Origin of the sequence: Mesorhizobium sp. M1A.T.Ca.IN.004.03.1.1, from assembly GCF_003997555.1 — a bacterium.
Lineage (GTDB): Bacteria > Pseudomonadota > Alphaproteobacteria > Rhizobiales > Rhizobiaceae > Mesorhizobium.
Map to the genome: position 1 here is coordinate 40,249 of NZ_RZTV01000004.1, position 21,785 is coordinate 62,033.

Below are 21,785 nucleotides of genomic sequence, written 5' to 3' on the forward strand. Positions count from 1 at the left end.
AGATCTTTGCCCGCCGCTTGACAGTAAAGTAGGATAGTTACAGACTGACTTCGCGGACAGAGGGGGCTCCGGCAACCCAATCACGCAGTCTCCGAGGGGAGCATGAATACCGGCAGCGCAAGAACGCCGAAGCTCGGCGTGCAGGCAGCGAGCAAGGTTTATACCACGGCCTCCGGCGATCTTCTCGCCCTGGACCGCTGCAGCCTCGACGTGCACGCCAACGAGATCGTCTCCATCGTCGGCCCCTCCGGCTGCGGCAAGACCACGCTCTTGTGGTCGATGTCGGGCCTGCATCGTCTGACCAGCGGCGCGATACTGCTTGACGGCAAGGAGGTCACCGGCCCGCGTCCCGAGATCGGTATCGTCTTCCAGGAAGCGAACCTTCTGCCCTGGCGCAATCTCGACGCCAACATCAACTTCCCTTTCGAGATCAAGGGCGAGAAGCCCGATCGCGCCTGGATCGCGCATCTGCTTCATCGCGTCGGGCTCGACGGCTTCGGCGGCAAGTTCCCGCGCGAGCTTTCCGGCGGCATGCAGCAGCGCGCGGCGATCGTCCGCGCGCTGGCGCTGAAGCCTTCCGTGCTCTTGATGGATGAGCCCTTCGGTGCGTTGGACAGCTTCACCCGCGAGGAGATGAACCGCCTCGTCGAGGAGATCTGGCTCGATACCAAGACGACCATCGTTTTCATCACCCACAGCATCGAGGAAGCGATCTTCCTCTCCGACCGGGTCGTGGTGCTGACCGCGCGGCCGGGACGCGTCGCCAAGGTCTACGACGTGCCGTTCCCGCGCCCGCGCTCGCTGGAGATCATGGCCACCAAGGAGGTCTTCGACCTCACCAACCGCATCAAGATGGACATCGTCGGCGAGCGCCGTCCGAGGGCGCAGGAGCAGTTGCAACACAAGAGCGCTGAAATCGTGAGGATCAGGCCGTGAGCGGGGGCGACGCCATTCCGGAATTCTCCAAGGCCAAGTCCGGCGACGGCCAGGATGTCAGCCTCACCAACCTCTCCGCCTTCGCCGGCGGCCCGGGCGTCAAGTCCGGTGCCGAGGTGGCCGCGATTCTCGTCGTCGCGGTGGTGATCATCGGCGGCATCGAGCTGGCGCTGCGCATCTTCCACGTGCCGCAATACATCATGCCGCCGCCGAGTGCGATCGTTTACGCTTTGTTCGACGAGTTCCCGCTGATCGCGCCGCATCTCGGCTACACGCTGGTCGAGCTCTTCTCCGGCTTTGCCATCGGCGCCGTCGTCGGGCTGGTGATGGCGGCGGTGATCACGCAGTTTCCCTTCGCCGAGAAGATCGTCGCGCCTTACATCTTGATCCTCGTCACCACGCCGATGCTGGCGCTGGTGCCGCTTCTCATCCTGCGCTTCGGCTTCGGCTACACGCCGCGCATTATCGCGGTAGCTTTAGCCGCCGGACCGATGGTGATGATCAATGCCGCGACCGGGTTCCGGCGCGTGGACAGCGCCAAGATCGCGCTCGCTCGCTCCTATGGCGCGAGCACCTTGCAGATCTTTTGGAAGATCCGCGCGCCGATGGCGCTGCCGATGATCCTGGTCGGGCTGATGATCGGCGCGATCTTCGGGCTCCTCACTGCGGTAGGTGCCGAGATGGTCGGCGGCGGCTTCGGCCTCGGCAACTGGCTTACCTCGTATTCGTCGATGATCCAGATGCCGCAATTCTTCGCGGTGGTGCTGATCCTGTCGACGCTCGGCATCCTGATCTACGTGCTCTTCTTCCTGATCGGCAAGAAATGGGCGAGCTGGGAGGCATGAGCGCGGACGGATGAGATCGCCCGGGAGACGGGCGAAGGCAAGGGCAAGCGATCGATAAGGGCAATCAACAAAAGGGGAATGCCATGACCAACGAAAGCTTATTCAGTACGGCGACAAGAGCGGGCATCAGCCGCCGCTACTTCCTGCAAGTAACGGCCGCCGGCGTCGTGACCGCCACCGCGCTCGGCGCATCGGGTCTGAAAGCCAGCGCGGCGGCTTATGAAAAATTCACCTGGATTTCGCCGCGCGGCACGCTCGAAGTGCTGGACGACTATCCCTACTGGTCGGCCAAGAAGGCCGGCTATTTCGGCGACCTCGCCACCGACATGCAGCCGGGTCCGTCTGACGGCACCGCGACGGTCAAGTTCGTCGATGTCGGCCAGGCCGACATGGGCTTCCCCTCGCCCGGCGTCTTCTCCTTCGCCATCCAGAACGGCATGAAGCTGAAGTCGGTGTTCCACATGGGCGCGCGCGACACCTTCAGCATCGCCTTCCGCAAGGGCCAGGGCACCAAGAACCTGAAGGACCTCGAAGGCAAGACGATCCTGCTCGGCTCCGCCGCTTGGCAGGCGATCGTCGATCCGCTGCTTGCCGCGCAGGGTGTCGACATCAAGAAGGTGAAATATGTCGAGGCCGGGTGGCCGACCTGGGGCACCGCGCTCGCCGGCGGCCAAGGCGATGCCGCACTCTCCTGGGAAGGTCTGCGCGCCGAATGGATCGCCAAGGACCTCGACTTCGAATATTGGCTCGGCGTCCAGAATTCCAAGCTTCCGGCCAACACCTTCGTCGTGCGCGCCGCCGATCTCGAGGATCCCGACAAGAAGGCCTTCCTCGAAAAATATCTGCGCGGCTGGGCGATGGGCCTCGAATTCGGCTACCAGAACCCGCGCGCGGCCGTCGAAGCCGTGTTCGAGCAATTCCCGACCTTGGCCAAGAACCTTGGCCCTGAGCTCGGCACCACCTCGATCCTGCAGCAGATCAACGTCTTCCGCGGTGACATGGACAAGCGCAGTGGCTGGGGCTCGCACGACATGGCGAGCTGGCAGGGCTTTTTCGACGAGATCCTGAAGATCGGCCAGATCACCGCGCCGGTGAAGGCCGAAGACGTCTGCACCAACGACCTGATTCCGACCGCCAACGACTTCGACAAGGCGAAGGTCAAGGCCGATGCCGACGGCGTGAAACTGTCGGAAGGCTTTGCCGCGCTCGACGTCGAGAAGATCAAGGCGCACCTGTTCGATTCCGCCGTCAAGTAAGGCGGGCGCATTGACCATCGGGCGGCGCCTGATGCCGCCCGAGCTACTGTTCAAAGAGCATTGGGGAGGCTGACATGGCCGACAAAGTAAAAATCCTGGTGGTTGGTCTGGGCAATATGGGCGCTTCGCATGCGAGCGCCTATCACCGCTCCGACGGCTTCGAGATCGTCGGCATCATGAGCCGCACCATCAAGAGCAACAAGAAGATCCCGAAGGAGCTCGCCGGCTATCCGCTCTATGAGGATTTCGACTTGGCGCTGAAGGAGACCAAGCCGGACGCGGTCTCGATCAACAGTTGGCCGAACACGCATGCCGAATACGCGCTGAAGGCGATCGCCGCCAACTGCCATGTGTTCATGGAAAAGCCCCTCGCCACCAACATCGCCGACGCCGAGAAGGTGGTGGCCGCCGCGCGGGCCAAGAACCGGAAGCTGGTTCTGGGCTACATCCTGCGCGTCCACCCGTCCTGGATCAAATTCATCGAGGTCGGCAAGACGCTCGGCAAGCCCCTGGTGATGCGCCTCAACCTCAACCAGCAGAGCAGCGGCAGCGCCTGGCACTGGCACAAGAACCTGATCGACTCGCTGATCCCGATCGTCGACTGTGGCGTGCACTATGTCGACGTCATGTGCCAGCTGACCGGCGCCAAGCCGGTGCGCGTGCACGGCATCGGCGCCAAACTCTGGGCCGAGGCCGACAAGCAGAACTATGGCCATCTGCACGTCACTTTCGATGATGGCTCGGTCGGCTGGTATGAAGCCGGCTGGGGCCCGATGATGAGCGAGACCGCCTATTTCGTGAAGGATGTGGTCGGCCCGAAAGGCGCCGTTTCGATCGTCGCCGGCCAGTCCGCAAGCAGCGCCAAGGAAGCCGAGGAGGTATCGGATTCCGCCGACATCGACCGCCACACCAAGACCGACGCGCTGAAGATCCACTACGCGCAGGTCGATGGCGACAAGAACTTCTCGAAGCCCGACGAGATCGTCAGCATGGAGGACGAGCCCGGCCATCAGGAGCTTTGCGACCGCGAGCAGGCCTTCTTCCTGCGCGCCATCCGTGAGGACCTCGATCTGACCGAGCAAATGGATGCCGCCGTCAACAGCCTGCGCATCGTTTTAGCCGCCGAGCAGAGCATCGCGGAGAAGCGGACCGTCGAGCTGACCTGAAGCTTCCGGTCAGCCTGCCGCGCAACCTCACATCTAGCCGCTTCGCGGCTGGGCAGTCCGCCGGCGGCGTGCCGATCGGCATGCAGCCAGTCGGCCGCTATGTAGCGCTCTCCACGCAGTTGGAAGAGGAGATGCCGTGCAGGGACCGGCGGCCGGCCAACCAGCTTCCGGATCTTTGGAACAGCACGTTGCCGCCGCCTTCATCCCGTGGCGTCAATTTCCTATAAGATTCCTATTTCTTTGCTCCCCGCCTCGTCTCGAACCCTTATGGCGGTCGGGTCCATATTCCCCTCGAAAAACACTTTCATCGCCGTCGCCGCCAAGGTGACGGGCGGTCCTGTGCAATTTTGAACTCGACCGTGTCGGGGTGCAAAAACAAGCCGAAACAAGGAATGCCTGCAATGGACCTCGTTGTTCTCGGGATGGGGATTTTGTTCTTCGTCCTGTCCTTAGCTTACGTCAAAGCCTGCGACAGAATCTGATCGAAGGGTCTTACAATGCTTTTCGACTACGTCCTCGGCGGCGCGGTGACCTTGTTCTTGCTTGCCTACCTCACCTACGCCCTCATCCGCCCAGAGCGCTTCTGATCGGCATACGGAAAGTCAGTTCATGACACTCAACGGCTGGATACAGATCCTCGTCTATTGCGGGATCCTGCTTTTGCTCGTGAAGCCGCTCGGCGGCTACATGCACCGCGTCTTCAAAGGCGATCGTACGTTGCTGTCGCCCGTGCTTGTCCCGATCGAGCGCGGCCTCTATCGCCTCGCCGGGACAAGCGAGAAGGAAGAACAGCACTGGGCCGCCTACGCCACCGGCATGCTGCTTTTCAACCTCGCCGGTTTCCTCGTGCTTTATGCCTTGCAGCGGCTGCAGGGCGCGCTGCCCTACAATCCCGCCGGGATGGCTGCGGTCGAACCGGAGCTCGCCTTCAACACCGCGGCGAGCTTCGTCACCAATACCAACTGGCAGAACTACGGCGGCGAAAGCACGATGTCCTACCTCGTGCAGATGGCCGGCCTCACCGTCCAGAACTTTGTTTCGGCCGCCACCGGCATTGCCATTGCGATCGCGCTGATCCGCGGCTTTGCCCGCGCCTCGGGCAAGTCGATCGGCAGTTTCTGGGTCGACCTGACCCGCTGCACGCTTTACGTGCTCCTGCCGGCCTGCATCGTGCTGACGCTCGTCTATGTGTGGCTCGGCATCCCGCAGACGCTTGGACCCTATGTCGACGCCACCACGCTGGAAGGCGCCAAGCAGACGATCGCGCTCGGCCCAGTCGCCTCTCAGGTCGCCATCAAGATGCTTGGCACCAATGGCGGCGGCTTCTTCAACGCCAATGCCGCGCATCCTTTTGAGAATCCGGACGCCATCTCGAACCTGATCCAGATGCTGTCGATCTTCGCGCTCGGCGCCGGTCTCACCAACGTCTTCGGGCGGATGGTCGGCAGTGAGCGCCAGGGTTGGGCCATCCTTGCCTCGATGGGCGTGCTGTTTCTCGTCGGCGTCATCGTCTGCTACTGGGCCGAGGCCGCCGGCAGTCCGCTGGTGCATGCGCTCGGCATCGACGGCGGCAACATGGAAGGCAAGGAGACGCGCTTCGGAATTGCGTTGTCGGCGCTGTTCGCGGTCATCACCACGGCCGCCTCGTGCGGCGCCGTGAATGCCATGCACGATTCGTTCACCGCGCTTGGCGGCATGATCCCGCTGATCAACATGCAGCTTGGCGAGGTCATCGTCGGCGGCGTCGGCGCCGGCTTCTACGGCATCCTGATGTTTGTCGTCATCGCCGTCTTCGTCGCCGGCCTGATGGTCGGCCGCACACCGGAATATCTCGGCAAGAAGATCGAGGCCAAGGAGGTCAAGATGGCGATGCTTGCCATCCTCTGCCTGCCGCTGGCGATGCTGATCTTCACGGCTATCGCCGTGGTCCTGCCGAGCGCGGTGGCCTCGATGGCCAATGGCGGCCCGCACGGCTTCACCGAGGTGCTCTATGCCTATACGTCGGCGGCCGCGAACAACGGCTCGGCCTACGGCGGACTGACCGGCAACACGCCCTGGTACAACATCACCATCGCGATCGGCATGCTGATGGGCCGCTTCCTGGTCATCATCCCGGCTTTGGCCATCGCCGGCTCGCTGGCCACGAAGAAGACCGTGCCTGCTTCCGCCGGCACCTTCCCGACCGACGGCATGCTGTTCGTCGGTCTCCTGGTCGGCGTGATCGTCATCGTCGGCGGCCTCACCTTCTTCCCGTCGCTCGCCGTCGGTCCGATCGTCGAGCATCTGGCGATGATCCTCGGACAGACTTTCTGAGATGACCATGCCCTGGTTCAACAACATACGTCGGCACGATCGTCACCAATCCGGTGACGGAACGCCCGATGACGGAGGGGACGAGAAGCCTCGTCCTTTCCCGACGCTCTCCACCTTCCTCGGCATGGCGGCCGTGCTGTTCGTGCTGTGGCTGCTGGCCTCGGGCCTTCCGCATCTGTTGCCGAAGACCGAACACCCGGCGCCATCCAACATCACCGATACCGGAGTCCTGAAATGAGCCAGTCCAAATCCGCGAGCATTCTGGATGCCAGCATCCTGATGCCCGCCATCGGTGGCGCTTTCCGCAAGCTCGATCCGCGCACGCTGATCAAGAACCCGGTGATGTTCGTCGTCGCCATCGTCTCAGCACTCACCACCGTCCTGTTCGTCAAGGATGTCATCACCGGCGGCGGCGATCTCGGCTTCACCTTGCAGATTATCATCTGGCTGTGGTTCACCGTGCTGTTCGCCAACTTTGCCGAGGCCGTGGCCGAGGGGCGCGGCAAGGCGCAGGCGGACTCGCTGCGCAAGGCGCGCACCGAGACCCAGGCCAAGCTGCTCGTCAACGCCGAGGATCGCGGCAAGTTCAAGTTGGTGCCTGGCACCAGCCTGAAGGTCGGCGACATCGTGCTGGTCGAAGCCGGCGACATCATCCCTTCCGACGGCGAGGTGATCGAAGGCGTGGCTTCCGTCAACGAGGCGGCAATCACCGGCGAATCCGCGCCTGTGATCCGCGAATCCGGCGGCGACCGCTCGGCCGTCACCGGCGGCACGCAGGTGCTGTCCGATTGGATCCGCGTGCGCATTTCCGCCGCCTCCGGCCAGACCTTCCTCGACCGCATGATCTCGCTGGTCGAAGGTGCGGAGCGCCAGAAGACCCCGAACGAGATCGCGCTTAACATCTTGCTTGTAGGCATGACGCTGATCTTCGTCCTGGCCACCGCGACCATCCCGAGCTTCGCCTCTTATTCCGGCGGCTATATCCCGGTGACGATCCTCGTCGCTTTGTTCGTGACGCTGATCCCGACCACGATCGGCGCGCTGCTTTCGGCCATCGGCATTGCCGGCATGGATCGCCTGGTGCGTTTCAACGTGCTTGCCATGTCCGGCCGCGCCGTCGAGGCTGCCGGCGACGTGGACACGTTGCTCCTCGACAAGACCGGCACCATTACGCTCGGCAATCGCCAGGCGACCGAGTTCCATCCGGTGAAGGGTGTGTCCGAACAGGAACTGGCCGATGCTGCTCAATTGGCCTCGCTGGCTGACGAGACGCCGGAAGGCCGCTCGATCGTGGTGCTGGCGAAGGAAAAATACGGCATCCGCGCCCGCGATATGGCGACCTTGCATGCCACTTTCGTGCCCTTCACCGCGCAGACCCGTATGAGCGGCGTCGACATCGACGGCTCGTCGGTGCGCAAAGGCGCGGTCGATGCCGTGCTAGCCCATGTCAATCAAGCAACAGTCGCAAGCCATGGCACGCGTCCGACAAGCGACACCATGCGCGACCTGCAGGCCAGGGCCGACGAGATCGCCCAGGCCGGCGGCACGCCGCTGGCGGTCGAGCGCGACGGGCGCCTGCTCGGCGTCGTCCACCTCAAGGACATCGTCAAGGGCGGCATTCGCGAGCGTTTCGCCGAGTTGCGCAAGATGGGCATCCGCACGGTGATGATCACCGGCGACAATCCGCTGACCGCAGCGGCCATCGCGGCCGAAGCCGGCGTCGACGACTTCCTGGCCCAGGCGACGCCTGAAAACAAGCTGTCGCTGATCCGCGAGGAACAGGCCAAGGGCAAGCTTGTCGCGATGTGCGGCGACGGCACCAACGATGCGCCGGCGCTCGCCCAGGCCGATGTCGGCGTCGCCATGAACACCGGCACGGTCGCCGCGCGCGAGGCCGGCAACATGGTCGACCTCGACAGCGATCCGACCAAGCTGATCGAGATCGTCGAGATCGGCAAGGCGCTGCTGATGACGCGCGGTTCGCTGACCACCTTCTCGATCGCCAACGACGTCGCCAAGTATTTCGCCATCATCCCGGCCATGTTCGCCGTGTTCTACGTCGCGCCCGGCCAGTCGGTAGGCCCGCTGCAGGCGCTCAACATTATGCATCTGGCGACGCCGCAGAGCGCCATTCTGTCGGCGATCATCTTCAACGCGCTGATCATCGTCGCGCTGATCCCGCTGTCGCTGAAGGGGGTGAAATACCGCGCCATCGGCGCCGGCGCGCTGCTCACCCGCAATCTTCTCGTCTACGGCCTTGGCGGCATCATCGTGCCGTTCGCCGGCATCAAGGCGATCGACCTGATCGTCACGGCTCTTGGCCTGGCATAGGAACCCATTCCGATGTTCAAGCAACTCAGACCCGCTATCGTCATGATCGTTTTCTTCACGGTGCTGACCGGCCTCATCTATCCGATCGGCATGATCGGCATCGCGCAGGCGCTGTTTCCCAGGCAGGCCAATGGCAGCCTGATCGAAAAGGATGGTAAGGTTATCGGCTCCGAACTGATCGGCCAGGCCTTCGCCAGCGACCGCTATTTCCACGGGCGGCCCTCGGCCGCCGGCGACGGCTACAACGCCGCCTCCTCCGGCGGCTCGAATCTCGGGCCGACCAATGCGAAGCTGATCGAACGTATCAAGGCCGACGCCGACAGGCTGAAGGCTGAGAACCCGAACGCACCGGTTCCGATGGATCTCGTCACCACGTCTGGCAGCGGCCTCGATCCCGACATCAGCCCGGAGGCGGCCTATTTCCAGGTGCCGCGGATTGCCAAGGCCAGGGGCATCGATGAAGCCAAGGTGAAATCGCTTGTCGACGGCCATGTCGAGGATCGCGAGCTGGGCTTCATGGGTGAGCCGGTGGTCAATGTGCTGGCCCTCAACATGGGGCTCGACGATCTCAAATAATCAGCACTCGCAGCGGGGATCGACACGATCCCCGGTGCAATCCATGATTGGACTTGATGCCGGACGACAGGACCAACTTCGAGAACAGACCTTCTCCCGACGCGCTGCTCGAGCACGCGGAGCGGGAGGGCCGCGGCCGTCTGCGCATCTTCCTTGGCGCGGCGCCCGGCGTCGGCAAGACCTACGAGATGCTGTTGGCAGGCCGCGCCCGGCGCGCCGACGGCATCGACGTCGCGATCGGCGTCGTTGAAACGCATGGCCGCAAGGAAACCCAAGCGCTGGTCGAAGGCTATGAGGTGATCCCGCGCCGCGAGGTCGAATACAGGGGCCGGGTCCTTGACGAGATGGACATCGACGCCATCCTGAAACGGCGGCCGGAGCTGGTTCTGATCGACGAGCTCGCGCACACCAACGGGCCCGGCAGCCGTCATCCCAAGCGCTATCTCGATGTTCAGGAAATCCTGTCGCAGGGCATCGACGTCTACACCACGCTCAACATCCAGCATGTCGAAAGCCTGAATGACGTCGTGGCGCAGATCACCCGCGTCAGGGTGCGTGAAACCGTTCCGGATTCCATCATCGACGAGGCCGACGACATCGAGGTCATCGACCTCACCCCGGACGACCTGATCAAGCGGCTGCATGAAGGCAAGGTCTATTTCCCGCAAACCGCTCAGCGCGCGATCGAGAACTATTTTTCGCCTGGCAATCTGACGGCGCTTCGCGAGTTGGCGCTGCGACGCACCGCGCAGCGCGTCGATGAACAGCTCCTCAGCCATATGCAGTCCCACGCCATTCCGGGACCGTGGGCGGCCGGCGAGCGGGTCCTTGTCTGCGTCGACTCGCGTCCGGACGGGAGCGCTCGTATCCGCTACGCGCGCCGGCTCGCCGATCGCCTGCGGGCGCCATGGACGGCGCTGCATGTCGACACGCCTCGCCTGGCCGGCATGTCCGAAGAGGACAAGGACCAGCTGGCAACAAACCTGCGCCTTGCCGAACAGCTCGGCGCCGAGGTGGCGACCATCCCGGGCCAGAACGTCGCCCAGGACATCGTGCGCCATGCGATGGCGAACAACTTCACCCATATCGTCATCGGCAGGCCGACCCGCTCGCGCTGGCGGGAACTGATCGAGGGCTCGCTCACCTATGACCTGATCCGCAATGCCGGCGACATCAGTGTCCATGTCATTTCGGGCAAGGAGCGCGATGCCAACATGCCGTCGGCCCGGGTGAAGGCCGCGCCCGAGCAGAAGCCCTTCCAGATCTGGCCCTATCTGTTCTCGACGGCCTATGTCGCCGGCGCGGTGGCCGTCAGCTCGATTCTCGATCAGTTCCTCGATGTCCGCAATCTGGCCAGCGTTCTGCTGCTGGCGGTGCTGACTTCTGCGGTGACGTTCGGACTCTGGCCGGCGCTCTACGCTTGTTTCCTGAGCGCGCTTGCCTTCAACTATTTCTTTCTCGAGCCGCGCTATACGTTCACGATCAGGGATCCGGAGAGCATCGTTGCCTTCGCGGTCTTTCTCGTTGTCGCAGTCATCGCCAGCAATCTGACGGCGCGCGTCCAGCGCCAGGCGGTCGCCGCCCGCTCACGCGCGCGAGCCACGCAGGACATCTACTCGTTCTCGAAGAAGCTCGCTGGCGCCGGCACGCTTGACGACGTGCTGTGGGCCACCGCCTTCCAGATCGCCTCGATGCTGAAAGTGCGCGTGGTGCTGCTTCTGCCCGAGAATGGAACGATCACCGTCAAGGCCGGCTATCCGCCGGACGACACGCTCGCCGAGGCCGACATCGCGGCGGCCCGCTGGGCCTGGGAACATGACCGCCCGGCCGGCCGCGGCGCCGATACGCTGCCCGGCGCGAAGCGCCTCTATCTGCCCTTGCGGACGGGGCGCACGGCGGTCGGTGTCGTCGGCCTCGACAACGACAAACAGGGCCCTTTGCTGACCCCAGAGCAGCAGCGCCTTCTCGACGCGCTTGCCGATCAGGCGGCGGTCGCCATCGAGCGCATCCAGCTTGTCGCCGATGTCGACCGCGCCAGGCTGGCGGCGGAAGCGGACCGGCTGCGCACGGCGCTGCTTACCTCGATCTCGCATGACCTGAAGACGCCGCTGGCCGCCATCATGGGTGCCGCCGGCACGCTGCGGGAATACGCGGCCGCCCTTCCCGAAGAGGACCGCGCGGAACTCCTGTCGACGGTGGTCGACGAATCGGAGCGGCTCAACCGCTTCATCGCCAATCTGCTGGACATGACCAAGATCGAGTCCGGCGCCATGGAGCCGAACTACGCCCTCCATTATGTCGGCGATATCGTCGGCTCGGCGCTCGATCGCGCTCGCAAGATCACCGGCGAGCACCGCATCGACACCGACACTCCGCCGGACTTGCCGATGCTGCGCCTCGACCCGGTGCTGTTCGAGCAGGCGCTGTTCAACCTCCTCGACAATGCCGCCAAATATTCCGCGCCCGGCTCAACCATCCGCCTCAAAGGCTGGGTCGACAACGGCTCCGTCATCCTGCAGGTCATGGACGAGGGACCAGGCATCCCGCCGAACGACCTCGAACGGATCTTCGACACCTTCTATCGGGTGCGCAAGCGCGACCAGGTCCGCGCCGGCACGGGTCTCGGCCTGTCGATCAGCCGCGGTTTCGTCGAGGCCATGGGCGGCACGATCTCGGCGACGAACCGCACCGACCGGCCCGGCGCGATCTTCACCATCCGCATGCCGGTGCCGCAGGAAATTCCGGAACTTGCCGTGGCCAAAACGGATGACGCCGCATGACCGGTCAGAACGTCAGCATCCTGGTCGTCGACGACGAGCCGCCGATCCGCAAGCTGCTTCGGGTCGGCCTCGGCAGCCAGGGCTATGCCGTATCGGAGGCACCGAACGCCAAGGCAGCGATCGAGCTCATGCAGGCGCAGCGGCCCGACCTGATCCTGCTCGATCTCGGCCTCCCGGGGATGACGGGCCTCGAACTGCTCGGCAAATGGCGTGACGACGGCCTCGACATTCCGGTCGTCATCCTGTCGAGCCGCACCGACGAGGCCGGCATCGTCCAGGCGCTCGAGATCGGCGCCGACGACTATGTGGCGAAACCCTTCGGCATGAACGAGCTCGTCGCCCGCGTCCGCGTGGCGCTGCGCCACAAGCTCCAGCAGCAGGGCGAGAAGCCGGTGTTCCAGGCCGGCGACCTCTCGGTCGACCTGGTGAAGCGCATCGTCAAGGTCGAGGGCAAGGAAGTAAAACTGTCGCCGAAGGAATACGATATCCTGCGCATGCTCGTGCAGTATGCCGGCAAGGTTCTGACCCATCAGTTCCTGCTGAAGCAGATCTGGAACGAGTCGACGGACGTGCAATATCTCAGGGTCTATGTCCGCCAATTGAGGCAGAAGATCGAGAGGACACCGGACCAGCCGCGCTACATCATCACCGAGACCGGCGTCGGCTACCGTTTGCGCGAGGTCGATTGAAGGATCCGAGCGGCGGGCATCATCCAACCCATCGAGGCTGTGCCGCGAGATCGGTCGCTTGAACCATGGTAGATCCGCACAAACACCCTATATTACGGCAAGGTTTCTGTTTTCGTTCGGGAAGGAAGCGATGTCGCGTCCTCGGCTATCGGCGGCTTTGATTGCCGCGGCTTTGTCGACTGCCGCCCTTTTGGGCGCGCCTTCACATGCCTCCGCGCAGGTCGTCATCCCCACAGACCGCAACGCCCTGATCCAACATAACGAGCTGCAGGCGCTCCGGAACCAGCTGCAGCGACGACAGTTCCAGCAACAGCAGCAGCTTTACCGCGAGCAGGACCGGCAGATCGTTCCGAAGGCTCGCCCTGAAGTGCCGATCGTCAAGCAGAATTGCCAGTCTCAGGTGATCGGCACCACGATTTCGCGCGTCTGCCGCTGACATTTTTCTTTTTTCGGTTTACTTAGCCGACTTACTGTCGGCGGCGTCCGGCTTGCGTGGGCGGCGGTTTTGGGATTTGCAGGAGCGAGGTTTTGCCGTGCGGATAGCGTACGGCAGGAATGCGCTTTGATCGGATTTTGGGATGGCAGCAGCCAAGAAGAAAGCAGTACGCAGGGCAAAGAAGGGAGAGCGGATCCGCCAGGTGGCGGCCATTCCCTTTCGCCTACGCGGCGACGGCCAGCTTGAAGTCTTGCTGGTCACCTCGCGCACGACCAAACGTTTCATTGTGCCCAAGGGCTGGCCGATGAAGGGCAAGAGCGGGCGCAAGGCCGCCGCGATCGAGGCCCAGGAAGAGGCGGGCGTGCTGGGCAAGGCGCTGAAGCAGCCTGCCGGCGGCTACTCCTATTGGAAGCGCATGGCCAGCCGTTTCGTCCGTGTCGACGTGGTCGTCTACCTGCTCGAGGTCAGCGAGGAGATGGCCGACTGGCGGGAGGCCGTGAACCGTCAGCGGGCCTGGCTGCCGGCGGCCGATGCGGCCCTGCTGATCGACGAGCCGGAGCTTTCCACGCTGCTGAGGGATTTGACGGCCTTGGCGACCGATCCGGCGTAAGACGATGGCCTGGCGCAATTCCACGAAAGCGTGACACGGCTGTCCGTCAGGAATTCCGTCACAACAAAATGGATGGAATGGTTCGCCGTTTTCCGTGGAACGGTGAAACGCTCTAATCGGAGTCGCCAGGAAACGGCCGTGCCGGGGTGCCGCTATAAGCCCACAGCCATTCTTTGGGCAGAGGTCCCTTGTTGCGGTCGCTCTCCTGTGATTGCTCCCAGGCATGCGCCAGTATGCCTACCGAGCGCGACAGCACGAAGAGGCCGCGCGTCAGTGGCGGCGGGAAGCCAAGCTCGCCATAGATGACGGCCGTGGCGCCATCGATGTTGAGCGGGATCGTCTTGCCCTTGCGTGTCGCCACCTCCGCCTCGATCGCCTCGGCAATGTCGGCAAAGCGCCCGCTGACGACGCCGCGACCGGCGAAGTCGTGCGTCAGTTCGATGAGGCGTGGCGCCCGCGGATCGATCGGGTGGAAGCGATGCCCGAGGCCGGGCACGTAGCCCTTTTCCTCGGCGAAGAACCGGTCGAGCCGCGCACTCACCGCTTCGGCGAGGCTCGCGCCACCATCGATTGCGGCGGCGATGTTGCCATAGAAGGAAAGCGCCTGCTCGCCGGCCCCGCCATGCACGTCCCCCAGCACATTGATGGCGGAGGCCATGGCGTTGTTGATGCCGACGCCGCAGGTCGCCGCCATGCGCGCGATCGCGATCGACGGCGCCTGCGGGCCGTGGTCGACGGCGGCCCCGAGCGCGATGCCGAGCAGCGCCGCCTGATCGTCGCCCGGCAATTCGCCGCGCAGCATAAGCCAGATCATCGCCGGAAAGCTGACCCGGCCGATCAGATCCTGGATCTGGTAGCCGCGCAGCCGGATCACGCCGGGCTGCATCTCGATGATGCCGGTCCGCCACCACTCCTCGCCGCGGTCGCGGCCGGTCTTTTTGTCCGCGCTCATGCCCGCGCCCTCCCCTTGCCGCGCGCCGGCAAGCTGGCGAACACGTCGTCCATATGCGCGCCAAGACGTGGCGGAGGGCCGGCTGGCACGGGAGCCGCACCGTCGACCATAAAGCCGCCGCGCACCACCGTGAGCGGCTTCTCCATTCCGGGTATCTCCTGGAAGCGCGTCGTCATGCGGCGCTCGATGACCTGGCGTTCCTGCAGCACTTGCGGGATCGTCAGCACCCGCCCGGCCGGCACGCCGGCGCGGTTGAGCTTTTCTTCCCAGACCGCCGCAGGAGCGCCGGCAAGCGCGTCCTCGATGAGCGGCTTCAGCGCTGCCCGGTTCCCTTTGCGCGTCTCGCGTTCGGCGAAGCGCGGATCCGAAGCCAAGTCTGGGCGGCCGATCAAGCCGCAAAGGATCACGAACTGCTCCTGCTTGTTGGCGGCGATGTTGAGCAGGCCCTCGCCGGTGCGGAACGCGCCGGAGGGCGCGGCCGTCATGTTCTCGTTGCCCATGGCTTGAGGCTCAACGCCCGCCGTCAGATAGTTCGACACCGGCCATCCCAAGGCCGACAGCGTGCATTCGAGCATCGACACGTCGAGGAAGGCGCCTTCGCCGCTGGTCTTCTGCCGCACCAGCGCCGCAGCGATGGCGAAGGCCCCCACCAGCCCGCCCAGCGTGTCGGCGACCGGATAGCCGACGCGCAGCGGCGCCGTTTCCGGCGTGCCGGTGATGCTCATGATCCCGGACAGCCCCTGGATGATCTGATCATAGGCCGGGTTGCCGCGCATCGGGCCGGTCTGGCCGAAACCCGATATCGCGCAATAGACGAGGCTTGGCCGCACCTCCTTCAGCTTCTCGTGGCCGAGGCCGAGCCGATCCATCACGCCCGGCCGGAAATTCTCGACCAGTGCGTCCGCCGTGGCGACCAGGTTGAGGAACCGCTCGCGGTCGGCCTCCTGCTTCAGGTCGAGCACCACCGATCGTTTGCCAGCGTTCTGCGCCAGGAAGGATGCACCCATGCCGGCTTTGTTGAGCTCCGGCGAGGCGCCAAGCTGGCGCGCGAGATCGCCGCCCGGCGGCGCCTCGACCTTGATGACGTCGGCGCCGAGCAGCGCCAGCTGGTAGGCGCAGTAAGGACCTGCCAGCACATTGGTGAGGTCGAGGACGCGTATGCCGGAAAGCAGGTCTGTCATGATGCTCCAGATCGGTCAGGCATCGCCCGGCACATGCTCTGGTCCGCGCGTGCGCCGGCGTTCGATCCAGGCCCAGATATGCGGGCCGACCAGACCGATGAAGGCGAGCGTTAATAGCGTCAGCGAGAGCGGGTGCCGGTAGAACACCGTCCAGTCGCCATTGGCGATCGTCATCGCCCGGCGGAACTGCGTCTCGGCGAGCGGCCCGAGGATCATGCCGATGATGACCGGCGCCGTCGGAAAATCGAAGCGGCGCATAAGGAAACCCGCCGCGCCCAGCAGATAGAGGATGATGAGATCGATCGGCGACTGCGAGATGCCGTAGGTGCCGACGGTGGCGAACACCAGAATGCCGGCATAGAGCTGCGGCGCCGGGATCTTGAGCAATCGTACCCAAAGGCCGATCAACGGCAGGTTGAGGATGACGAGGATGACGTTGGCGATGAACAGGCTGGCGATGAGGCCCCAGACGAGATTGGCCTGTGTCGTCAACAGCAGCGGTCCGGGATTGATGCCGTAGCTCTGGAAGGCCGACAGCATGATCGCCGCCGTTGCCGAGGTCGGCAGGCCAAGCGTCAGCATCGGCACCAGCACGCCGGCAGCCGACGCGTTGTTGGCAGCCTCCGGCCCGGCGACGCCTTCGATGGCGCCGACCGTGCCGAACTCCTCCTTGTGCTTGGAAAGCTTCTTTTCGATGGCATAGGACAGGAAGGTCGGGATCTCGGCCCCGCCGGCGGGCAGGGCGCCGATCGGGAAGCCGATTGCCGCGCCCCTGAGCCACGGCTTCCACGAGCGCGCCCATTCGGAAGCAGTCATGTAGAGCGAGCCCCTCAGCGGCACGATCTCGTCCTTCCCGGCATAGCGGCGCGAGGCCACATAGAGAGTCTCGCCGACCGCAAAGAGGCCGACCGCGACGATGATGACGTCGACGCCGTCGAGCAACTCGCCCATGCCGAAGGTGAAGCGCGGCTGCCCGGTCTGCAGGTCGACGCCGATCATGCCGATGACGAAGCCGACGAACAGGCTGGTAAGCCCCCGCACAGAGGACGAGCCGAGCACCGCCGAAACGGTGATGAAGGCGAGCACCATCAGCGAGAAATATTCCGCCGGCCCGAAAGCCAGCGCCAGCTTGACCACGATCGGCGCCAGGAAGGCGACGCCCAGCGTGCCGATGGTCCCCGCGACGAACGAGCCGATCGCGGAAGTCGCGAGCGCCGCGCCGCCGCGGCCCGAACGCGCCATCCGGTTGCCCTCGAGGGCGGTGACGATGGTGGCGCTTTCGCCCGGTGTATTGAGCAGGATCGACGTCGTCGAGCCGCCATACATGGCGCCGTAATAGATGCCGGCAAACAGGATGAAGGAAGCTTCCGGCGCCACCTGGTAGGTGATCGGCAAAAGCAGCGCGATGGTCAGCGCCGGCCCGAGGCCGGGCAGCACGCCGATCGCGGTTCCGAGCGTCGTGCCGAGCAGGCACCACAAGAGATTGGTCGGCGTGAAGGCGACCGCAAATCCGTGCGCGAGATAACCGAGCGTGTCCATCGTCCTCAGCCCCTTCCCATGCCGACGAGGGCGCTGATCAACGCGTTGAGCTGGTTCTCGATCAGGCCGGCCCCGATATTGACGCCGAGCGCTCTGGCGAATCCGAAATAGGCAGCCAGCGCCAACATCAGGCCGAGCAGCGCATCGCGCAGCGAATGCCGGCTGCCGAAGCCGAAGCAGACCAGCACGAACATGATCACCGAGGCGGCTGTGAAGCCGAGCGGCTGGATCAGCACGAGATTGGCAACGAGCCCCGCGACCACGAAACCCATCGCCTTCCAATCGGTCGGCGTCTCCTTTTCCTCGTCCGGCTGCCAGCCGCCACGCAGGGCGGCAACGATGAGCAGCAGCGACAGGATCACCATGCCGGCCATGGTCATGTAGGGGAAGACCTTCGGGCCGACCTTGGAATAGAGCGGCGAAACCGGGATCGCCAGGGTCTGCCAGGCAACGGCCCCGGCGCAGGCAAGAAGCCCGACGCCGATCAGCAATTCGGGTATGGCAAGGCGCGGCGGTGACGCCTGCTGGTCGCTGGTGCTCATGATCTCCTCCCCGGAAGCCGGCCTTACACTGCCGGCTTCGCCGCAGTTTCATTGAACCGTCGCATGTCCGCTGTCTCGAAGAAGGCGATGCAGCCTCCTTCGAGATCAGGCAGGAGGCGATCAGGCGAGGCCGAGATCCTTGAGGATCGCGCCGATGCGTGTCGTGTCCTCGGCGACGAACTTGGCATAATCGTCGCCGGTCAGCAGAATCGGCGTCCAGTTGCGGTTCTTGCACTCGGTCGCCCAGGCCTCGCTCTTGGCCATGGTCTCGACCATCTTGATCATCGCCGCCTTGTCTTCGTCGGAAACGCCGGGGGGTGCAAAGACGCCGCGCCAGTTGAACAATTCGACGTCGATGCCGGCCTCTTTCAATGTCGGCGCGTCGATGCCTTCCTGGCGCTTGTCCGACGAGATCGCCAGCAGCCGGAGCGCGCCCGCCTTGACCTGCTCGGAGAATTCGCCATAGCCGGAAATGCCGGCCGCGACCTGGTTGCCGAGCAGCGCCGACAGCGCCTCGCCGCCGCCGGCGAACGGCACATAGGACAGGTTGGCGGCAGGCACGCCGGCCGTCTTGGCGATCAGGCCGAAAAGGATGTGGTCGGAACCGCCGGCCGAACCGCCGGCCACCGGAACCTTCGTCGGATCCGCCTTCAGCGCCGCGACGAAATCATTGGCCGTCTTGAACGGCGAGGCTGCCGGCACCACCAGCGCCTCGAACTCGCCGGTGAGGCGCGCGATCGGCGTCACTTCGGTGAGATTGTTGGCGGCCTTGTTGGCGATGATGGCGCCAACCATGACCATGCCGGCAACCATCAGCGCGTTGCCCTTGCCCTTCCACTGGTTGACGAATTGCGGCAGGCCGACCGTGCCGCCGGCGCCGCCGACATTGGTGATCTGCGAGCCGGAGATCAGCTTTTCGGAGCGCAGCACCTGATCGATCGTGCGCGCGGTCTGGTCCCAGCCGCCGCCGGGGGCCGCCGGCACGAAAATTTGGATTTGCGGGGCGTCCTGCGCAAAGGCGGGTCCGAAATGCAAAGCCGCGAAGCCGGCGGCGGTGGTCGACAAGAATCTGCGTCTGTTCAGCATGGGATTCCTCCAAATCACGACACCTCCTCCGGTGCCTGCCAAGACGTGGCCTGAATTAAGACCCGCATTCGAGTTCAAGCATTTGTTACCGCGTTCTGTCAACGGGAATGCCATTCTGCTGGACAGAACGCATAGGATCGGACTAAATCCGCATGTCCAGGGTCATTCCCGGATGGGCGACCACGATGAAATCGTCACCGCAATGACAGACCTCCCTCCAAGCCAGGCTCCGGCCGACGGCGTTGCCGCGCTCGACCGGGCAATCGCCATCCTCGACGCGTTCACCATTGCCGACCGGTCGCTCGGCCTCGCCGAAATCGCGGCCCGAACCGGTCTCTACAAGAGCACGATCCTCAGATTGGCCAACTCGCTGATGCGCGGGCAATTGCTGGAGCGCCTGGAGGACGGACGCTATCGCATCGGACCGGCGACCTTCAGGCTTGGCGCGCTTTACCAGCGCTCGCTCGTGGCGATGGATATCCTGTTGCCGATCATGCGCGATCTCTCCGAGCGGAGCTGGGAAAGCGTCGCCTTCTATGTCCGCTCGGGCGACGTGCGCACCTGTCTCTACCGAGTCGAGTCCAAGCACCCGATCCGTTACACGATACGGGAAGGTGACGTGCTGCCCTTGCTGGTTGGTTCCGGCGGCCGGGTGCTGGCCGCTTTCTCGGGAGAGCAGGGCGAGCCTTACGAGACGATCCGGAAAACCTATAGTTACATTTCAATCGGTGACCGCGATCCGCAGACTGCCGGCATCTCCGCCCCTGTCTTCGGGCCGGGACGGACACTGCTCGGCGTGCTCACGCTCGCCGGTCCGAACACGCGGGTCGACGCGGCCTTCCTCACCCGCATGAAGCGGCCGCTGCTCGAAGCTGCCGCCCGCGCCACCCGCGCTTTTGGCGAAGATGCATCCATGCTGGATGCGGCAAGCCTCGACACGCCGCCGGAGCCCACAACGGATCCGGGTTTTGGCGAGCATCAAATTCGAGTTTCCGGCACGCAGCAGGCCAATGTCGCCGAGCTTCGGGCAGGTGGACGCTCAAGCGACGGTTAGCTCTTGCCAATCGCGTCCCTTGGCACCAATCTCGGCTCGAAGGGCCGCTCATCGGGTGGATGGCGGCGCGATAGGTTTTGCCATGACCCGCGATCAGATGCTCGCCCATCTCCGATCCGCCGACGCCGCGGCGCGCGAGGCGGCGGCGCACGGTCATCATCCATTCGGTGCGGTGCTGGTCGGCCCCGACGACGCCATCCTCATGCGCCAAGGCAATATCGACACCGTCCATCACGCCGAAACCGAACTTGCGCGACGCGCGGCGACTGCCTATTCGCCGGAGTTTCTCTGGACCTGCACGCTCGTCTCAACCGGCGAGCCCTGCGCGATGTGCACCGGAACGCTCTACTGGGCCAATATCGGCCGGCTGGTTTACGGCTTCGAGGAGACCCAGCTTCTGGCGCTCACCGGCGATCACGCGGAGAATCCGACGATGAGCCTTTCTTCGCGCGCCGTGCTCGACTCCGGGCAGAAAAAGATCGAGGTGTTTGGCCCCTTCCCCGAAGTCGCGGACGAGCTGCTCGCACCACACCGCGAGTTCTGGAAGCGCTGACGCGGAAGCGGATGTTGGGGACGGGTCCGCAAGGATAGGGTGACCCAGTCCGCCCTAAGCTTCCGCCCTCTAGGCTCTGCTTGACTCACACATATCTCACTGGTTATACGTCAATCAATAGCCATTGAGTTATCGATCCAGATGACGAACGCACACGATATGCTGTTCCGGACGCTTGCCGATCCGACAAGGCGCGCCATCTTCGAGCGTCTGTGCCGGCAAGGCGAGCAGACGGTCGGCGCGCTGACGGCTGAGGCCGGTGTCTCGCAGCCGGCGGTGTCGAAACATCTCGGCCTGCTCAAGCAAGCCGGACTGGTGCGCGACCGCCACGAGGGTCGCCAGACCCATTACAGCGCACAGCTTGGCGCGCTGGCGCCGCTAATGGATTGGACTCGCGATATGGCCGGGTTCTGGGAGAGCCGGTTCGACGATCTCGAGGATCTGCTGCAGAGGATGGATCAATGAACGATATGCCGGCCGGAACGCGCTCCGTTGTCGTCGAGCGCGAGATTCCCTATCCGCCGGAAAAGATCTGGCGGGCACTGACCCAGCCGCATCTCATCGAGGAGTGGCTGATGAAGAACAACTTCAAGCCGGTCGTAGACCACCGTTTCGAACTGAGCGCGGACTGGGGCGGTGTCGAGTGCCAGGTCCAGACAGTCGAGCCAAACAAGACGCTTTGCTACACATGGGACACCAAGGATCTAGAGAGCGTCGTCACATGGACGCTGACCCGGACCGGCGCCGGCACTCGCCTGCGCATGGAGCAGACGGGCTTCCGAACTGACCAGGAGCCGTATTTCCGGGGCGCCACCGTTGGCTGGCCGAGGTTCTTTGCGGCCTTGGAGCAGGTGCTTTCGCGGATCGAGTGAGGACCTGCGGCAACCTCATCCAGATGGCGCAGCTGGCACGCTGGTAGGCCCAGCGTTCATTGGTTCTT

General features: G+C 64.2%; 22 protein-coding genes. 17 read left to right on the forward strand and 5 right to left on the reverse strand.

All coding sequences use genetic code 11. From position 1 onward, the window contains the following. Positions 1-102 precede the first annotated feature (102 nt). From EOD29_RS14090 to EOD29_RS14150, 13 genes are all read left to right on the forward strand, one after another. Positions 103-936, forward strand: a complete 834-nt coding sequence (locus EOD29_RS14090; RefSeq protein ID WP_095823482.1) for an ABC transporter ATP-binding protein — start codon at positions 103-105, stop codon at positions 934-936. Continuing rightward, positions 933-1,781, forward strand: a complete 849-nt coding sequence (locus tag EOD29_RS14095) for an ABC transporter permease (RefSeq protein WP_127247028.1) — start codon at positions 933-935, stop codon at positions 1,779-1,781. The genes EOD29_RS14090 and EOD29_RS14095 overlap by 4 nt, the downstream gene beginning before the upstream one ends. A gap of 83 nt (positions 1,782-1,864) precedes the next feature. Further along, positions 1,865-3,037: an ABC transporter substrate-binding protein gene (locus EOD29_RS14100; protein WP_067318823.1), complete on the forward strand. Its 1,173-nt coding sequence runs from the start codon at positions 1,865-1,867 to the stop codon at positions 3,035-3,037. Positions 3,038-3,111: 74 nt separating this feature from the next. Next, positions 3,112-4,203, forward strand: coding sequence for a Gfo/Idh/MocA family oxidoreductase (locus tag EOD29_RS14105; RefSeq protein ID WP_067003969.1), 1,092 nt, complete (start codon positions 3,112-3,114; stop codon positions 4,201-4,203). Between the two features lie 497 nt (positions 4,204-4,700). Further along, the gene (locus EOD29_RS14110) at positions 4,701-4,790 is read left to right on the forward strand and encodes a K(+)-transporting ATPase subunit F (RefSeq protein WP_067003971.1); all 90 of its coding nucleotides are present in this window, start codon (positions 4,701-4,703) and stop codon (positions 4,788-4,790) included. A 22-nt stretch (positions 4,791-4,812) separates the two neighbouring features. After that, positions 4,813-6,516 (forward strand): potassium-transporting ATPase subunit KdpA, encoded by a 1,704-nt coding sequence (gene kdpA, locus EOD29_RS14115; RefSeq protein WP_127247029.1) that lies wholly within the window; start codon positions 4,813-4,815, stop codon positions 6,514-6,516. A gap of 7 nt (positions 6,517-6,523) precedes the next feature. Continuing rightward, positions 6,524-6,754, forward strand: a complete 231-nt coding sequence (locus EOD29_RS14120) for a hypothetical protein (protein ID WP_095783599.1) — start codon at positions 6,524-6,526, stop codon at positions 6,752-6,754. Continuing rightward, positions 6,751-8,847 (forward strand): potassium-transporting ATPase subunit KdpB, encoded by a 2,097-nt coding sequence (kdpB, locus tag EOD29_RS14125; RefSeq protein ID WP_127247030.1) that lies wholly within the window; start codon positions 6,751-6,753, stop codon positions 8,845-8,847. The genes EOD29_RS14120 and kdpB overlap by 4 nt, the downstream gene beginning before the upstream one ends. Positions 8,848-8,859: 12 nt before the next feature. After that, a complete protein-coding gene (kdpC, locus tag EOD29_RS14130) occupies positions 8,860-9,423 on the forward strand; it encodes a potassium-transporting ATPase subunit KdpC (RefSeq protein ID WP_095823487.1) in 564 nt (187 codons plus the stop codon). Between the two features lie 56 nt (positions 9,424-9,479). Continuing rightward, the gene (locus EOD29_RS14135; protein WP_127247031.1) at positions 9,480-12,203 is read left to right on the forward strand and encodes a sensor histidine kinase KdpD; all 2,724 of its coding nucleotides are present in this window, start codon (positions 9,480-9,482) and stop codon (positions 12,201-12,203) included. Continuing rightward, positions 12,200-12,892, forward strand: a complete 693-nt coding sequence (locus EOD29_RS14140) for a response regulator transcription factor (protein ID WP_127247032.1) — start codon at positions 12,200-12,202, stop codon at positions 12,890-12,892. Before EOD29_RS14135 ends, EOD29_RS14140 begins: the two co-directional genes overlap by 4 nt. Before the next feature lie 157 nt (positions 12,893-13,049). Beyond that, positions 13,050-13,328 (forward strand): hypothetical protein, encoded by a 279-nt coding sequence (locus EOD29_RS14145; protein WP_348627825.1) that lies wholly within the window; start codon positions 13,050-13,052, stop codon positions 13,326-13,328. Between the two features lie 142 nt (positions 13,329-13,470). After that, positions 13,471-13,938: an NUDIX hydrolase gene (locus EOD29_RS14150; RefSeq protein WP_067318836.1), complete on the forward strand. Its 468-nt coding sequence runs from the start codon at positions 13,471-13,473 to the stop codon at positions 13,936-13,938. Between the two features lie 112 nt (positions 13,939-14,050). On the opposite strand, the gene EOD29_RS14155 is transcribed toward EOD29_RS14150, so the two are convergent. From EOD29_RS14155 to EOD29_RS14175, 5 genes are all read right to left on the reverse strand, one after another. Beyond that, positions 14,051-14,890, reverse strand: a complete 840-nt coding sequence (locus tag EOD29_RS14155) for a citryl-CoA lyase (protein ID WP_127247033.1) — start codon at positions 14,888-14,890, stop codon at positions 14,051-14,053. Further along, entirely contained in the window at positions 14,887-16,071 is a 1,185-nt protein-coding gene (locus EOD29_RS14160) for a CoA transferase (RefSeq protein WP_127247034.1), read from the reverse strand. The genes EOD29_RS14155 and EOD29_RS14160 overlap by 4 nt, the downstream gene beginning before the upstream one ends. A 15-nt stretch (positions 16,072-16,086) precedes the next feature. Next, positions 16,087-17,610: a tripartite tricarboxylate transporter permease gene (locus tag EOD29_RS14165; protein WP_095778753.1), complete on the reverse strand. Its 1,524-nt coding sequence runs from the start codon at positions 17,608-17,610 to the stop codon at positions 16,087-16,089. Positions 17,611-17,615: 5 nt separating this feature from the next. Further along, positions 17,616-18,152 (reverse strand): tripartite tricarboxylate transporter TctB family protein, encoded by a 537-nt coding sequence (locus tag EOD29_RS14170; RefSeq protein WP_127247035.1) that lies wholly within the window; start codon positions 18,150-18,152, stop codon positions 17,616-17,618. 120 nt (positions 18,153-18,272) lie between these two features. Continuing rightward, a complete protein-coding gene (locus EOD29_RS14175) occupies positions 18,273-19,238 on the reverse strand; it encodes a tripartite tricarboxylate transporter substrate-binding protein (RefSeq protein WP_067318842.1) in 966 nt (321 codons plus the stop codon). A gap of 202 nt (positions 19,239-19,440) precedes the next feature. Between EOD29_RS14175 and EOD29_RS14180 the strand changes: the two genes are divergently transcribed. The 4 genes from EOD29_RS14180 to EOD29_RS14195 all read left to right on the forward strand — a co-directional run bounded on the left by EOD29_RS14180 (position 19,441) and on the right by EOD29_RS14195 (position 21,717). After that, complete coding sequence (locus tag EOD29_RS14180; protein WP_082980771.1) at positions 19,441-20,292, forward strand: IclR family transcriptional regulator; 852 nt, start codon at positions 19,441-19,443, stop codon at positions 20,290-20,292. Between the two features lie 82 nt (positions 20,293-20,374). Continuing rightward, positions 20,375-20,845 carry a nucleoside deaminase gene (locus EOD29_RS14185; protein WP_067318844.1) on the forward strand — a complete coding sequence of 157 codons (471 nt, stop codon included), beginning with the start codon at positions 20,375-20,377 and terminating at the stop codon, positions 20,843-20,845. 141 nt (positions 20,846-20,986) lie between these two features. Then, the gene (locus tag EOD29_RS14190; RefSeq protein ID WP_067003998.1) at positions 20,987-21,310 is read left to right on the forward strand and encodes a metalloregulator ArsR/SmtB family transcription factor; all 324 of its coding nucleotides are present in this window, start codon (positions 20,987-20,989) and stop codon (positions 21,308-21,310) included. Beyond that, positions 21,307-21,717: an SRPBCC domain-containing protein gene (locus tag EOD29_RS14195; protein ID WP_127247036.1), complete on the forward strand. Its 411-nt coding sequence runs from the start codon at positions 21,307-21,309 to the stop codon at positions 21,715-21,717. Before EOD29_RS14190 ends, EOD29_RS14195 begins: the two co-directional genes overlap by 4 nt. Positions 21,718-21,785: the final 68 nt, after the last annotated feature.